Source organism: Janibacter melonis (assembly GCF_003721155.3).
GTDB lineage: Bacteria > Actinomycetota > Actinomycetes > Actinomycetales > Dermatophilaceae > Marihabitans > Marihabitans melonis.
In genome coordinates this window covers 196274-209540 of the sequence record NZ_CP044548.2, presented here as the reverse complement: position 1 = coordinate 209540, position 13267 = coordinate 196274, and the positions used below count along the sequence as shown (strand labels likewise).

General features: G+C 72.4%; 13 protein-coding genes. 4 read left to right on the top strand and 9 right to left on the bottom strand.

The genetic code is table 11. The annotated features are described in order from the left end of the window. Positions 1 to 95: 95 nt before the first annotated feature. On the bottom strand, positions 96 to 767 hold the full coding sequence (locus EEW87_RS01020; RefSeq protein WP_123091017.1) for an IclR family transcriptional regulator: 672 nt from the start codon (positions 765 to 767) through the stop codon (positions 96 to 98). Between the two features lie 117 nt (positions 768 to 884). On the opposite strand from EEW87_RS01020, the gene EEW87_RS01015 reads away from it, so the two are divergent. Next, positions 885 to 1724: a hypothetical protein gene (locus EEW87_RS01015; RefSeq protein WP_123091018.1), complete on the top strand. Its 840-nt coding sequence runs from the start codon at positions 885 to 887 to the stop codon at positions 1722 to 1724. Beyond that, complete coding sequence (gene fahA / locus EEW87_RS01010) at positions 1721 to 2920, top strand: fumarylacetoacetase (protein WP_123091019.1); 1200 nt, start codon at positions 1721 to 1723, stop codon at positions 2918 to 2920. Before EEW87_RS01015 ends, fahA begins: the two co-directional genes overlap by 4 nt. 52 nt (positions 2921 to 2972) lie before the next feature. Here the strand turns inward: fahA and EEW87_RS01005 are convergent, their stop codons facing one another. Continuing rightward, a complete protein-coding gene (locus EEW87_RS01005; RefSeq protein ID WP_123091020.1) occupies positions 2973 to 3761 on the bottom strand; it encodes an RDD family protein in 789 nt (262 codons plus the stop codon). Positions 3762 to 3831: 70 nt separating this feature from the next. Here EEW87_RS01005 and EEW87_RS01000 point away from each other — a divergent pair, with 70 nt between their 5' ends. Further along, positions 3832 to 4875, top strand: coding sequence for a saccharopine dehydrogenase (locus EEW87_RS01000; RefSeq protein WP_123091021.1), 1044 nt, complete (start codon positions 3832 to 3834; stop codon positions 4873 to 4875). A 6-nt stretch (positions 4876 to 4881) separates the two neighbouring features. Here the strand turns inward: EEW87_RS01000 and mnhG are convergent, their stop codons facing one another. From mnhG to hppD, 7 genes are all read right to left on the bottom strand, one after another. After that, on the bottom strand, positions 4882 to 5241 hold the full coding sequence (mnhG, locus tag EEW87_RS00995) for a monovalent cation/H(+) antiporter subunit G (RefSeq protein ID WP_068273640.1): 360 nt from the start codon (positions 5239 to 5241) through the stop codon (positions 4882 to 4884). Then, complete coding sequence (locus EEW87_RS00990; RefSeq protein WP_191563043.1) at positions 5238 to 5603, bottom strand: MrpF/PhaF family protein; 366 nt, start codon at positions 5601 to 5603, stop codon at positions 5238 to 5240. The genes mnhG and EEW87_RS00990 overlap by 4 nt, the downstream gene beginning before the upstream one ends. Continuing rightward, positions 5600 to 6166, bottom strand: coding sequence for a Na+/H+ antiporter subunit E (locus EEW87_RS00985; protein ID WP_123091022.1), 567 nt, complete (start codon positions 6164 to 6166; stop codon positions 5600 to 5602). Before EEW87_RS00985 ends, EEW87_RS00990 begins: the two co-directional genes overlap by 4 nt. Next, a complete protein-coding gene (locus EEW87_RS00980; RefSeq protein ID WP_123091023.1) occupies positions 6163 to 7905 on the bottom strand; it encodes a Na+/H+ antiporter subunit D in 1743 nt (580 codons plus the stop codon). Before EEW87_RS00980 ends, EEW87_RS00985 begins: the two co-directional genes overlap by 4 nt. Beyond that, a complete protein-coding gene (locus EEW87_RS00975) occupies positions 7902 to 8405 on the bottom strand; it encodes a Na(+)/H(+) antiporter subunit C (RefSeq protein ID WP_123091024.1) in 504 nt (167 codons plus the stop codon). Before EEW87_RS00975 ends, EEW87_RS00980 begins: the two co-directional genes overlap by 4 nt. Further along, a complete protein-coding gene (locus EEW87_RS00970) occupies positions 8402 to 11314 on the bottom strand; it encodes a Na+/H+ antiporter subunit A (RefSeq protein WP_225985062.1) in 2913 nt (970 codons plus the stop codon). Before EEW87_RS00970 ends, EEW87_RS00975 begins: the two co-directional genes overlap by 4 nt. A 110-nt stretch (positions 11315 to 11424) precedes the next feature. After that, the gene (hppD, locus tag EEW87_RS00965; RefSeq protein WP_123091025.1) at positions 11425 to 12663 is read right to left on the bottom strand and encodes a 4-hydroxyphenylpyruvate dioxygenase; all 1239 of its coding nucleotides are present in this window, start codon (positions 12661 to 12663) and stop codon (positions 11425 to 11427) included. A gap of 107 nt (positions 12664 to 12770) precedes the next feature. On the opposite strand from hppD, the gene EEW87_RS00960 reads away from it, so the two are divergent. Then, positions 12771 to 13256: an Lrp/AsnC family transcriptional regulator gene (locus tag EEW87_RS00960; RefSeq protein WP_123091026.1), complete on the top strand. Its 486-nt coding sequence runs from the start codon at positions 12771 to 12773 to the stop codon at positions 13254 to 13256. Positions 13257 to 13267 lie beyond the last annotated feature (11 nt).

Genomic DNA, 13267 nt, shown 5'->3' with positions numbered 1-13267 from the left:
TGAGCCACCGTCCGACTATCGGACGACTATGTCCTTCTTCCGGACTCATGGTCGCGAGGTCGCCCGGCCCTGTCAAGACGGGGGCGAAGGGGGGGTCAGCCCAGTCGCGCGGCGACCTCGGCCGCCGCGGCGACGATCCTCGGGCCGACCGACGCGAGGTCGAGCTCGCCGAGCGAGACGACCCCGACGGAGCCCTCGACACCGCACCCGGGCGGCAGCGGCGCGGCGACCCCGACGGCCCCCGACTGCAGCTCCCCCTTGGTCATCACGGCCCCGAGGTCACCCGCCCGGCCGGCGAGGACCGCCCGGCCGGCGGCGCCCTCGTCAAGGGCGTGCCGGGTGCCGACGCGGTAGGCGACGTGCAGATCGGTCCACGACGGCTCGACGACGACCGCGGCAGCCGCCTCCCCGCTCTCGAGGAGGGTGAGGTGGGCGGTCGCACCGACCTCGTCGGCCAGACGGCGCAGGGTCGGGGTGGCGCTCGCCCGGATCCGCGGGCCGAGCGAGCCCGCGAGCTGGGTCAGCCCCATGCCGAGCCGGCAGCGCCCGTCTCCTGCCCGTCCGACGAGGCCGTGGTCGGCGAGGGTCTCGACGAGGCGGTAGACGACGGTGCGCCCCACGCCGAGCTCACGGGCGAGCTCGGCGACGGTCAGGCCACCGGCCACCTCTGGACGGGCGAGGACCTCGAGCACGCGCAGCCCCCGGTCGAGGGTCTGGACGGACTCGCGCGGCCGCACCGCGCCCTGGCTGTGCTCCGCGTCGGGCATGGGGGCACCCTATGTCCGTGACGGAGGTCGTGCGCTTGACATCGACCCGGGCGGCGCACCACGGTGGAGTCCGCTGCACGGATGATCTCGACCGATAAACGGACACCAGGAGACGCGATGACGCCCGCCCCACCCGCCGCGCTCTTCGCCGGGCTCGTCGACGACGCCGCCGTCTTCCCCCCGGGTCAGGCCCCCCTCCCCCGCGCCCTCGCCGAGCACCACGAGCACCGCGCCGCCTGGTACGCCGCGATGGTCGGGCCGCTCCTCGTCCCCGCCTCCGGCGTCGGCGAGCTCGTGACCCTCGCCGGCGGCACCCCGGTCGGGGTCGTCGTCGTCGCCCGGCCGGGCACGCCCGCCGCAGACGTGAGCGCCGCGCTCGACGCCACCCACGGCACGGCGCTCGACGTGCGCGGCGTCGAGATCGGCTGGCAGGCCGACTGGCGCTCCCTCCCCTTCGCCGACCGCCCCCTCGTGCTCGAGATCCCGCGTGGCGCCGACCGCGACCGCGCCCTCGCCGACGTCCGCGACGGTCAGCAGGAGGGCCACGCCGTCCAGGCGAAGCTGCGCACCGGCGCCACCCCCACGTGGGAGTGGCCCGACGAGCACGAGCTGGCCCGGCACATCACCGACGTCGTCCAGCTGGGCATCTCGACCAAGCTCACCGGCGGTCTGCACCACGTCGTGCGCGGCGACCACGACGGCGGTCCGCAGCACGGGCTGCTCGACGTGCTCGTCGCCGTCGACGCCGCGATCACCGACGCCCTGGCACCCGACACCGACCGGCTCGCCGAGATCCTCGCCGAGCGCGACCCCGCCGTCCTCGCCGCCGCCGTGCGCACCTGGGACGCCGACCGCACCGACCGCGTCCGCCGCACCCTCACCGCCTACGGGTGCTGCGGCGTCACCGACCCCATCACCGAGCTCGCCGAGCTCGACCTCGTGGCAGGAGCAGCATGACCACCCACCCCTGGCTCGCCGTCGGCACCGACCACCCCTTCGGCCCCCACCACCTGCCCTACGGGTCCTTCTCCGTCGGAGCCGGTGCACCCCGTCTCGGCGTGCGCATCGGCGAGCAGGTGCTCGACGTCGCCGCGGCCGCGCAGGTCTGCCACCGCGACGCACGGCCGTACTCGGGCGGGGACCTCACGGCCCTGCTCGAGGTGCCGCAGGAGTGGGAGCCGACCCGTGCGTGGCTCACCGAGCTCGTCGCCGACGAGGACCGCGCCCCGGTGCTCGCCGAGCACGTGCACGACCTCGACGACGTGACCCTGCACCTGCCCTTCGCCGTCGCCGACTACGTCGACTTCTACGCCAGCGAGCACCACGCCTCGAACGTCGGGCGGATCTTCCGCCCCGACTCCGAGCCGCTCACCCCGAACTGGCGTCACCTGCCGATCGGCTACCACGGCCGCTCGAGCACCGTCGTCGTCTCCGGCACCGACGTGCGTCGCCCCCACGGCCAGCGCAAGGCCCCGGGCGACGCCGCCCCGACCTTCGGCCCGAGCATCAAGCTCGACATCGAGGCCGAGCTCGGTCTCGTCGTCGGCGGGAGCACGCAGATCGGGCAGAGCCTGAGCGTCGACGAGGCCGCCGAGCACCTCTTCGGCGTCGTGCTGCTCGACGACTGGTCGGCCCGTGACATCCAGGCCTGGGAGTACGTGCCGCTCGGCCCCTTCCTCGGCAAGTCCTTCGCGACGACGATCTCGGCGTGGGTCACCCCGATGGTCGCGCTCGAGCCGGCTCGCGTGCCGCTGCCCGCGCAGGACCCGCAGCCGCTGCCCTACCTCACCGGAGCCGCGGCCCGCGGCATCGACATCGAGTACGAGGTGGAGTGGAACGGCACCGTCGTCTCCCGCCCGCCGTACCGCACGATGTACTGGGCGCCCGAGCAGATGCTCGCCCACCTCAGCGTCAACGGCGCGAAGGTGAGCGCGGGTGACCTCTTCGGGTCGGGCACCATCTCGGGCCCGGAAGCCGGCACCCGCGGCAGCTTCCTCGAGCTGTCGTGGAACGGCACCGAGCCGGTCACCCTCGACGACGGGTCGAGCCGCACCTTCCTTGAGGACGGCGACACGGTCACCCTGCGTGCGAGCGCCCCGGGCGCCGGCGGCCGGATCAGCCTCGGCGAGTGCACGGGGACCATCCGCGGCTGACCGGCCCTCCCCCGTCGCCCCCGCATGCCGGGCGGCGACGGGGTGGCGCGGCTCAGCGCTGGACGACCTCGGTCCCCGCAAGCTTGTCGTGGATGGTCTGGCGCTGCGGGTCGCGCGCGGCCCACACGTGGTCGACGACGAGCGCCGGCACCGCGAACCAGGAGATGAGCGGCACGCTGCACAGCAGCCACAGCAGGACGACGAGGCTCGTTCGGCGGATCGCCGCGCTCGCCGGGAGCGGGCCGACCGGCTGGCCGACGACGCGCACGGTCGTGCTCGTCGCGAGCTTGCCGACGGTCCCGCCGCGCCGGGTGAGCATGAGCACGTGATAGATCCAGGCGGTGAGCGCCATGAGCCCGATGGCGATGGTGAACCAGCGCCAGTCGAAGAACGCGACGAGGTCGTCGGGGTCGAGGCGCTGCACCGCGTCGGGGTCACCGACGTTGTCGACGGCGAAGGCGACGTAGTCGGCCATCCACAGCCAGAAGGCCCAGCCCGCGGTCACGACGCCGATCGCCCACACGACGAGCAGGTCGATGAGCCCCGAGGCCAGGCGCAGCCCGAAGCCCGCGAGCGGGCGGCCGTCGGCGGCCACCCCGCCCGCGCCGGGCGCGGTGCGGGGGCCGTCCTGCCACGAGGCCTGCGGGGCCGGCTGGCGCGGGAAGCCGACCGGGGTCTGGTCGACGTGACCCGGGACGGGCGAAGGGGTGGGCTCGGGCTGCCGGACCGGGGCGCGCTTGGGCACGACCCGCTGCGACCACACGATGCCGTCGAAGTAGCGCAGCTGCTCCGGGTCCTCCGGGTCGTCGTACCAGCCGGCGCGCTCGGGGCTCTGCGTCATGGGCACAGGTTCTCACGACGGCCTGCAGGCCTCCGGCCCGGGCGGCGTCCGGGTGGGGCAGCATGGGCGCGTGACTGACGCGATGCACCTGTGGATGCGGCACGAGACCCGGAGCACGGAACGACGTGCCCCCCTCACCCCGGCCGACGCGGCTCGCGTCGTCGCCGCCGGGCACGCCCTGACCGTCGAGCGCTCCCCGCAGCGGGTCTTCGCCGACGACGAGTACGCCGACGCGGGCGCGACGCTCGCCGACGCGCTGTCGTGGGTGGACGCGCCCGCCGACGCCGTCGTCCTCGGGCTCAAGGAGCTGCCCGACGAGCCCGCCGAGCTGCGCCACACCCACGTCTTCTTCGGCCACGCCTACAAGGGCCAGACCGGGGCCCAGGAGCTGCTCGCCCGCTTCCGTCGCGGCGGGGGCCGCCTGCTCGACATCGAGTACCTCACGGTCGAGGGCCGGCGGGTCGTCGCCTTCGGCTACTGGGCCGGCTACGTCGGAGCGGCCCTCGCGGCGCTGAGCACCCGAGGTGCGCTCGAGACACCGCTGCACCCGATGGAGCGCGAAGAGCTCGACGCGCGCCTGCGCGCGAGCACCGGGCAGGACGAGCGCTACCTCGTGACCGGGGCGCTCGGGCGCAGCGGCACCGGCGCGCGCGACGCGATCGCCGTCGCCGGCTCGCAGGCCACCGCCTGGGATCTCGCGGAGACGGCCGTCCTCGACCGCGAGGCCCTCCTCGCCCACGACGTGCTCGTCAACTGCGTCATGGTCACGGCGCCGGCTCCCCCCTTCGTCACCGACGCAGACCTCGACGACCCGGCACGACGCCTGCGCACGGTCGCCGACGTCACCGCCGACTTCACCAGCGAGCTCAACCTCGTGCCCGTCGTCACGCAGGAGACGACGTGGGAGCAGCCCGTGCGACGGGTCCGCGACGACGGCGCCGGACCGGCCGTCGACGTCATCGCGATCGACAACCTGCCCTCACTGCTGCCCCGCGAGGCGAGCACGACCTTCTCGGCCGACCTCCTGCCGACCCTGCTGCAGCTGCCCGGCGGCAGCCCGGCGTGGACGGCGGCGCAGCGATCCTTCGACGAGGCCATGGGCGCGCGCGCCTGAGCGGGCTCACGGGGCGCCGCGGGGCTCCTCGCCCTGGAGCGTCTCCGTGAGGTCGTCGACGACGAGCAGGTCGGAGCGCACCTGACGGGCACGGAAGGACGCGCGCCCGACCATGTGCGAGGCGATGGGCGCCGTGACGCCCTGGAAGACCGCGACGAAGACGAGCAGGACCGCGACGGGGATGCTGCGCAACGACAGCGCGAGCCCGAGCAGCGCGAGACCGAGGCCCACGACCTGCGGCTTGGTGCCCGCGTGCATCCGGCTCAGCAGGTCGGGGAAGCGGAACATGCCGATCGCGGAGACGAGGGCGAAGAAGCACGCGAGGACGAAGCACACCGAGGCGAGGACGTCGAGGACCTGGGTCATCGCATCTCCCCTCGGGCCACGCCCTCCACGGGCGAGTCGTCGAGCGCCTCGCCCTCCGCGTCCCGGCCGTCGCCGGCCGGCTGCTCCTCGCCGTCGTCGTCCACGCTCGTCGGGTCGATGAAACGGGCGACGCTCACCGAGCCGATGAAGCCGACGAGGGTGAGCACCACGAGCAGGACGAGGCTGTCGGTCGAGCGCAGGACCGCGGCGTGCAGGCAGATGCCGATGATCGCGAAGGCGACCATGACGTCGAAGCTCACGGTCCGGTCGAGCACTGTCGGGCCGATGGTCATCCGGGCCAGCAGGAGCAGCAGCCCGACGCCGAGCATGGCGACGCAGATGCCGACGACGACGGTGCTCATGAGGGCTCCCGCGGGGTGATGGTCTGGCCGAAGGCCCGGATGAGCTGCTCCTCGGTGCGCAGCACGCGCTCGCGCTCCCGCTCGACGGCCTCGTCGTCGTCGACGCCGAGGGCGTGGATGAAGAGGCTGTGCGTCGAGCGCCGCGCCTCGACGACCACCGAGCCGGGGATGAGCGAGGTGACGATCGCGACGAGCGTGAGGATGAAGTCGGACTCGCTGCGCAGGTCGACCTCCATGACGGCGTTGCGCGGTGTCGTGCGCAGGCTGAGGACGTGCCGCGCGACGACGACGCTCGCGACGAGCGTCTGCCAGACGAAGCCGACGAGGAAGGCTGTCAGCGCCACCGGGTGCACGCGTCCGTCGATGCGCAGCGGGGGCAGCGGCAGGAGCACCTGGACGCCGACGGCGACGAGCAGCCCGGCGACGACGTTGTAGACGTTGAGCTCGCCCCACAGCGCCACCCACAGCGCCGTGAGGACGACGAGGAGGAAGGGGTTGACGCGGGTGCGCCGCGAGGGCGTCTTCGCAGAGGTGGCCACCGCGCCGTGGTCTCGGGTGCTCATCGCGACTCCACCGTCGGCAGGACCGCCTGGACGTAGTCCTGGGGGTCGAGCAGGTCGGCCGAGGCGCGGTCGGCGAGCCCGTACAGCGGCCCGCCGATGACGCTGAGCATGACGCTCGCGGCGACGAGGGCGACCGTCGCCCCCACCATCGAGCGCGGCAGCTGGTGGCTCGCGCCACGCAGCTCGCGCTCGTAGAGCGTCTCGTCGTCCTCGGTGTCGAAGGCCTCGGGCCCCGCCTCGGAGTCCTTGCGACGGCGCTCGTCGTCGTCGGCCTCCTCGCGCTGGAGGGTGAAGGACTCGGCCTCGACGAGGGCGTCGGACTGCCACCGCCCGCTGGTGCCGACCGGGACCGAGGTCGTCTCGACCGCGTCGTCGGTGGTCTGCTCGTGCGCGACGATGGCCAGGGCGAGCTCGTGCGCCTGGGCCGGGGTGCGCCAGAAGGCCAGGCTCCACGCCTTGGCGATGGCGTAGAGGGTGAGCAGCGAGGTCACGGCGCTCGCCGCGACGAGGACGTAGGCGAGCGGGGTGCCCGTCTCGACCCCGGCGCTCATCAGCCCGATCTTGCCGATGAAGCCCGAGAGCGGCGGGATGCCCGCGAGGTTCATCGCGGGCACGAAGAAGAGCACCGCGATGAGCGGGGCGATCCGGGCGAGACCGCCGAGGCGCACGAGCGAGGTCGAGCCCGCCCGGCGCTCGAGCAGGCCGAGCACGAGGAAGAGCGCGGTCTGGATGGTGATGTGGTGCGCGACGTAGAAGACGGCGCCCGACACTCCCCCCTTCGTCGCCAGCGCGATGCCGAAGATCATGTAGCCGATGTGGCTGACGAGGGTGAAGGACAGCAGTCGTTTGAGGTCGCTCTGCGCGACCGCGCCGAGGATGCCGACCACCATCGTCAGCACCGCGACGACGAGGAGCAGGTCGGTGAGCGGGCGGTCGGGGAAGAGCAGCGTCTGCGTGCGCAGGATCGCGTAGACACCGACCTTCGTCAGCAGGCCGGCGAAGACCGCGGTGACCGGTGCGGGGGCCGTCGGGTAGCTGTCCGGCAGCCAGAAGCCGAGCGGGAACATCGCCGCCTTGACCCCGAAGGTCGTGAGGAGAAGCAGCTGCAGGGTGAGCGCGACGGGGTCGGGCAGCTGGGCGAGGCTCTCGTGCAGCCGGGCGAGGTTGACCGACCCGGTCGCCCCGTAGACCGCGGCGATGGAGATGAGGAAGAGCATCGAGCTGAGCATGTTGACGACGACGTAGATCGTCCCGGCGCGGATCCGGCTCTCGGTGCCGCCGAGGGTGAGCAGCACGTACGAGGCGAAGAGCAGCATCTCGAAGCTGACGAAGATGTTGAAGAGGTCGCCGGCGAGGAAGGCGTTGCTCACCCCGGCGACGAGCACGAGGAAGGTCGGGTGGTAGATCGAGACCGGCGCGCTCTCGTCGTCGTCGATCATGCCCTGGCCGATCGAGTACACGAGGACGGCGAGCGCGACCGAGCTGCTCACGAGGAGCATGAGCGTCGAGAGCCGGTCGGCGACGAGCGAGATGCCGAGCGGCGCCTCCCAGCCGCCGACCCAGACGGCCATCGTGCCGTGCTCGTCGACGGCCCACAGCAGGTAGGCCGCGAGGGCCACGACGGCCACGAGCACCGCAACCGAGACCGCGCGCTGGGCCCGCGGCCGGTGCACGAGCACGAGCGTGAGGCCCGCTCCGAGCAGCGGCAGCAGGACGGGGACGGGGATCAGGGAATTCATCGGGTCTCCTGGGCGGTCGCACGCGGACCGGCCCCGTCGTGGTCGGGCCCCTCGGGCTCGTCGCCCTCCTCGTCGAAGACCTCGAGGGCGTCGTCGGTCGTCTCGCCGGCGGCGAGGTCGTAGCCGTCGGACATCTGGTCCTCGTGGGCGAGGCGGCGGATCGCGGCGTCCTCGACGTCGTCCTTGACGTCGTCGTTGCCGCTCAGCTGCCAGCTGCGGTAGGCCATGGCGAGCAGGAAGGCGGTCGTGCCCAGGGTGATGACGATCGCGGTGAGCACGAAGGCCTGGGGCAGCGGGTCGGAGATCTCGGAGACGTCGTAGCGGTCGACGAGCGGGGGGCGTCCGCTCGGCCCGCTGACGACGAGGAAGCCGAGGTTGACGCCGTTGCTCAGCATGACGAGCCCGACGAGCACCCGGGTCAGCGAGCGCTCGAGCATGAGGTAGACGCCGCAGCCGACGAGGATCATCGTCGCGAGGACCAGCGTGAGGTTGACGGTCATGCTGCGGCCTCCTCCTCTCGTTGGCGCTGCTCTCGTCGGATGTGCCGGTCGATGCCGGAGCCGAGCGAGCGCAGCAGGTCGAGCACGAGCCCGATGATGACGAGGAAGACCCCGATGTCGAAGAAGAGCGAGCTGACGAGCTTGACGTGGCCGAGGAGCGGGACGTCGGTCTCGAGCACGAAGGACTGGAGCACCTGGCCGCCGAAGGCGAGCGGCGACAGCGCCGAGATCGCGGCGACGAAGAGCCCGGCACCGAGGACGACACCGGCGTCGACCGGCATCGCCTCGTCGAGCTCGTAGCGGCCGCCGGCGAGGTAGCGCACGACGAGCGCGAGCCCGACGACGATGCCCCCGGCGAAGCCGCCGCCGGGGTTGTTGTGCCCGGCGAAGAGCAGGTAGACCCCGATGAGGAGCATCGGGTGGAAGATCAGCCGGGTGACGACCTCGAAGAGGATCGAGCGGTTCTCCGGCGCGAGGGTGCGCGGGGCCGGCAGCCACGCGCGGCGGCCGGGCTGGCTCGGCAGCTTCTTGACCCCCTTCGGGTAGGGGATGTCGGCGACCCGTCGGATGCCCGCGCTGCGGGTGTCGATGAAGAGCAGCGAGGCGACGCCGGTAGCGGCGACGAGGAGCACCGAGATCTCGCCGAAGGTGTCCCACGCGCGCACGTCGACGAGGGTGACGTTGACGACGTTGTAGCCCGCGCCGAAGTCGATGGCGCCCGCGACGAGCTCGGGGGTGAGCGGGGCCTGGGTGCGGTACATCGTCGCGGCGGTGAGGATCGCGCCGACGACGACGGCGACCGCGGTGGCCAGCGCCATCCGCCAGTAGCGCGTGCGCGTCAGCGGGCGGTCGGTGAAGTGCTGCGGCAGACGGCGCAGGACGAGGACGAAGACGACGAGGCTGATCGTCTCGACGAGCACCTGGGTCAGGGCGAGGTCGACCGCGCCGTGCAGGAGGAAGAGCAGGGCGCAGCCGTACCCGGTGACGCTCACGAGGATGACGGCGCGCAGACGACGACGAGAGCGGGTCGTCACGAGCGCCGCGAGGACGATGACGAGGGCGACGAGCAGCTGCGCCGGGGTGTCGTAGGCGATGACCCCGCCGCCCTGCTCGACGGTCCACACGACGGTGCCGGGCACCGCGACGACGACGACGAGGGCGACGGCGAGGTAGATCGCCACCGAGCCCCGCTGGGCCAGACCGGTCGTCTCGACCGCGGCCCGCTCGAGACCGCGGATCGACCAGCCGTACGCGCGCTCGGCGCTCCAGCCGAAGGACAGCGCGCCTTGCAGCTGGCCGAAGGTCTTGCGCCCGAGGAAGAGCAGGACGCCCCCGAGGGTCGCGAGGACCGACAGCAGGAGCGGTCCCCCGACGCCGTGCCACAGGGCCAGCTCCTCGGGGTGCAGGGCCGGCTCGAGCTGCTCGGCGTAGGGCCAGATGTGCTCGCTGAGCACGGCGCCGCTGAAGCCGAGACCGAGGCTGAGCAGGGCGAGGACGCCCGGGACGGCCCAGTAGCGCGGCGAGACGTGGGTGCACGGCGTGTCCTCGTCGGCCGGGCCACGGCCCCAGAAGGCGCCGTGCAGGAAGCGCAGGGTGTACGCGACGGTGAGCACCGTGCCAAGGACGAGGGCGACGACGACGGCCCACCCGGCCCACCCGCGAAGGGGGGTCCCGTCCCCTTCGGTCGCGACGGCGAGCAGCGCCGCCCAGATGCTCTCCTTGCCGATGAAGCCGATGAGCGGGGGCAGCCCGGCCATCGACATGCTCGCGAGCACCGCGAAGGCGAAGACGAGCGGCATGCGGTGCCGCAGCCCGTGCAGCTTGCGGATGTCGCGAGTGCCGGCGTGCTTGTCGATGATGCCGACGACGAGGAAGAGCGTGGCCTTGAAGAGCGCGTGCGCGAGCACCATCGCCATGCCGGCGAAGGCGGTCATCTGCGAGCCGACCCCGAGGACGGTGAGCAGGAAGCCGAGCTGGGAGACCGTGCCGTAGGCGAGGAGCAGCTTGATGTCGTACTGGCGAAGGGAGCGCCACCCGCCGATGAGCATCGTCAGGGCGCCCAGGGGCAGGAGCAGCTCGCGCCAGCCCGGGACGTCGGCGAAGGCGGGGACGAGCAGCGCGACGAGGAAGACGCCGGCCTTGACCATCGCGGCGGCGTGGAGGTAGGCGCTCACCGGGGTCGGCGCGGCCATCGCCCCGGGCAGCCAGAAGTGGAAGGGGAAGAGCGCCGACTTGCTCAGGGCGCCGAGGAGGAGCAGCACGACCGCCGCGGACAGCGCGCCGGAGCTGGCCGGCGGCGAGGCGAGGATCCCGCTGATCGAGTAGGTGCCCGCCAGGCCGCCGAGGACGAGGATGCCGACGAGCATCGCGAGCCCGCCGAGGGTCGTGACGACGAGGGCGGTCGTCGCGGCGGCGCGCGCGGAGCGCTTGGCCGGGTCGAAGCCGATGAGCAAGAAGCTGAAGACCGTCGTCAGCTCCCAGAAGACGTAGGTGATGAGCAGGTTGTCGGCCCACACCAGGCCGAGCATCGCGCCGGCGAAGGCGACGAGCGTGCCGGCGAGCAGACCACGCCCGGCCTCGCCCTCGCCGAAGTAGGCGGCGCAGTACGCGAGGACCAGGGCCCCCACCCCGGCGACGACGAGCGTCATCAACCACTGGAGCGGCCCCATGACGAGCGTGACGCTCATGTCGAGGGCCGGGACCCACGTCAGCTGCTGGGTGACCTCCCCGCGCATCGCGACGTCGGTCTGGGCCAGGGCCCACACCGTCGTGGCGGCCGGTCCGAGGGCCAGCACGTAGAACGCGCGACTCCCCATCCGGCCGATGAGCACGGGCGCCAGCACGGCGAGGACGACGTGCGCGGCGAGAAGGGGGAGCAGAAGGGGCCTCCGGCTGTCGTGCAGATGCAAGCATCGGCGGTCGGTGGGTCAGCCCAAGTTTACGTCAGGGACGACGGCGCCCCGTCGGCCGTGGGGGCCGACGGGGCGTCGAGGTCTCCTGGGGGCCGCGCGGCGGCGCCTCAGAGGTTGCCGCGCTTGTCCTGCTCGCGCTCGATGGACTCGAAGAGCGCCTTGAAGTTGCCCTTGCCGAAGCCGAGCGAGCCGTGACGCTCGATGATCTCGAAGAAGACCGTCGGGCGGTCGCCGAGCGGCTTGGTGAAGATCTGCAGCAGGTAGCCGTCCTCGTCGCGGTCGACGAGGATGCCGCGCGCCTTGAGCTCCTCGATGGGGACACGGACCTCGCCGATGCGCGCGCGCATCTCGGGGTCGTCGTAGTACGCGTCCGGGGTGTCGAGGAACTCCACGCCTTCGGTGCGCAGCTCGTCGACCGTGCGCAGGATGTCGTTCGTCGCCAGGGCGAGGTGCTGGGCACCGGGACCGGCGTAGAAGTCGAGGTACTCGTCGATCTGGCTGCGCTTCTTGGCGATGGCCGGCTCGTTGAGGGGGAACTTCACGCGGTGGTTGCCGTTGGCGACGACCTTGCTCATGAGCGCCGAGTACTCGGTGGCGATGTCGTCGCCGATGAACTCGGCCATGTTCACGAAGCCCATGACCCGGTTGTAGAAGCCGACCCACTCGTCCATCCGGCCGAGCTCGACGTTGCCGACGATGTGGTCGAGGGCCTGGAAGAGGCGCTTCGGGGCGCCGTCGCGCTTGACGAAGCCGGAGGTCCTCGCGACGTACCCGGGCAGGTACGGGCCGGCGTAGGTCTGGCCGTCGACGACGCGCTGCACGAGGGTGTGGCGGGTCTCGCCGTACGTGGCGATGGCGGCGACGCGGATCGCGCCGTGCTCGTCGGTGACGGTCTCCGGCTCCTGGAGCACGGTCGCCCCGGCGGCCTTGGCCTGGGCGATGCACCGGTCGACGTCGGGCACCTCGAGCGAGATGTCGACGACGCCGTCGCCGTGCGTCGCGTGGTGGGCGATGAGCGGGCTGTCGGGGCTCACGGCGCCCTTGACGACGAAGCGGATCGAGCCGGACTTCAGGACGAAGGCCTTGTGGTCGCGGTTGCCGTTCTCCGGGCCGGAGTAGGCGACGAGCTCCATGCCCCACGCGGACTGGTAGTAGTGCGCCGTCTGGGTCGCGTTGCCGACGACGAAGACGATGGCGTCCCACCCGGTCACCGGGAAGGGGTCGGTGCTCTCGTCGTACTCGACGAGACCGACGAGCTGCTTGAGCTGGTCGAGATCCAGGTCGGCCTGACGCTCCTGCTCGGTGAGGTCGAGGGGCGGGGTCGACGTCGCTGTCGTGTCAGTCATGAGCCGAGGGTCCAACCGACATGCAGTCTGCGCAAGGGAAGCATCCGACACTGGACAGGCTGTCCAGGACCTTGCGACATACATCGGCACGCGAGCACAATGTGACCATGGCCAGACCCGACGGCATCGACGAGCTCGACGCCCGCCTGCTCGACCTGCTGACGCAGCAGCCGCAGATCGGCGTGCTCGGCGCCTCGCGCGAGCTCGGGGTCGCCCGCGGCACCGTGCAGGCGCGTCTGGACCGGTTGCAGACGACCGGGGTCATCGCCTCGCTCGCACCCCAGGTCGACCCGGAGGCGCTCGGCTTCCCCGTCACCGCCTTCTGCACCCTCGAGATCAACCAGCGCCAGGGTCACGGGCCGGTCGTCGCGCACCTCAGCGGGCTGCCGCAGGTCCTCGAGATCCACTCGACGACCGGTGACGGCGACCTCATCGTGCGGGTCGTGGCGCGCGACAACGCCGATCTCGGCCGCGTCATCGACGAGATGATCGACGACGTCCACGTCATCCGGGCGAGCACCGCGATCGCGCTCGTCACCCACCTGCCGATGCGCACCGGCCCTCTCGTCCACCGGGCCGCCGGTCTCGTGTGAGCCGGGCCCGC